The sequence below is a fragment of the Streptococcus pseudopneumoniae ATCC BAA-960 = CCUG 49455 genome (genome assembly GCF_002087075.1).
Lineage (GTDB): Bacteria > Bacillota > Bacilli > Lactobacillales > Streptococcaceae > Streptococcus > Streptococcus pseudopneumoniae.
In genome coordinates this window covers 1-1053 of record NZ_MWSM01000080.1, presented here as the reverse complement: position 1 = coordinate 1053, position 1053 = coordinate 1, and the positions used below count along the sequence as shown (strand labels likewise).

General features: G+C 31.8%; 2 protein-coding genes. Both read right to left on the bottom strand.

Translation table 11 applies throughout. From position 1 onward, the window contains the following. Positions 1–527 (bottom strand): restriction endonuclease subunit S (locus B4W83_RS11910; protein ID WP_210433156.1); only part of this gene is annotated, 527 nt, incomplete at its 3' end. Then, positions 524–1024 (bottom strand): restriction endonuclease subunit S, encoded by a 501-nt coding sequence (locus B4W83_RS11905; RefSeq protein WP_007284919.1) that lies wholly within the window; start codon positions 1022–1024, stop codon positions 524–526. The genes B4W83_RS11910 and B4W83_RS11905, both read right to left, overlap by 4 nt. Between the last annotated feature and the right edge of the window lie 29 nt (positions 1025–1053).

Below are 1053 nucleotides of genomic sequence, written 5' to 3'. Positions count from 1 at the left end.
ATCTCGTTAAATCGGGATTTTACAAGTAGATTAAGCTCTTCAAGTTGTTCTTGTCTCCTTAAAATCAGCTTGCTTAACAAATCCAGCTCACTTGCAATTCTTTGTTGCTCTCCCAAATTTGTATATGGAACCATAATATTATCAAAATATTTTTTAGTTAAATGTTTCATTGTGGAACCATGAGTATGTTTTACAGCATCTTGTAAACCTTTTTCAACAACATATTTGAAATATGATTTATCTATCTCTATCTTATCAAAAACCACTTTAAAAATGTGCTGATTTAACACTGCGGATTTTCCACACCACTGAAAAACCCCTAATGTACCCGACCACGAAATAAGAATATCACCAGCTTCAACAATATATTTTTGATCAATCGTACCCGAATAATAATTTATCTCTGTTGAAGTTTTAGTCAGATTCTGTATTCTGATAATCTCTTTCCCTTCAGATGACCAATCTTGAGGTTTAAAAGCATAGCCATTGATAAAAGTAGCCACTTCCCCTAATTTCACTTTCTTCATGCAACCACCTCCTCGGAATATCGGGATTTTACAAGGTTTGATAATTCCGTGTATTGCTGACTTCTTTTTGAAATTAGATAATCTATTTTCTCAAAATTCTGAATAATATTTTCTTGTTCAGAAACACTCATCATTGGAACTAGAGCATTTGATAAATTATTAAATTTAATATACTTTATTACTCCTCCAATTGACTGGTAGCGCAAAATCTCTATATACTTATCAAGAAAGTAGTATAGATATTTCATTTTTACATTAGAATTATTACTCAAAATATAAGTTCTTTGATAAGCATTAAATTTTCCTTTATAATACTTAACATTTAAATCCCCGTTTCCTGCAACTAAAACGACTTCGTCGTCATAAACATAATCGTTAATCCACAAAATTTCTTTTGCTGTTGTGAAAAATGGATACTTACCTCCGACAACTGCAGCATTGGCATCCAATTTACCAGTTTGAATAGAAACTAATTCCCCTAATTTCACTTTCTTCATGCAACCACCTCCTCGGAATATCGGGATTT

Excerpts from the sequence above, each read along its gene's own strand:
- B4W83_RS11905 (WP_007284919.1), bottom strand. The coding sequence starts at position 1,024 with ATGAAGAAAGTGAAATTAGGGGAATTAGTTTCTATTCAAACTGGTAAA.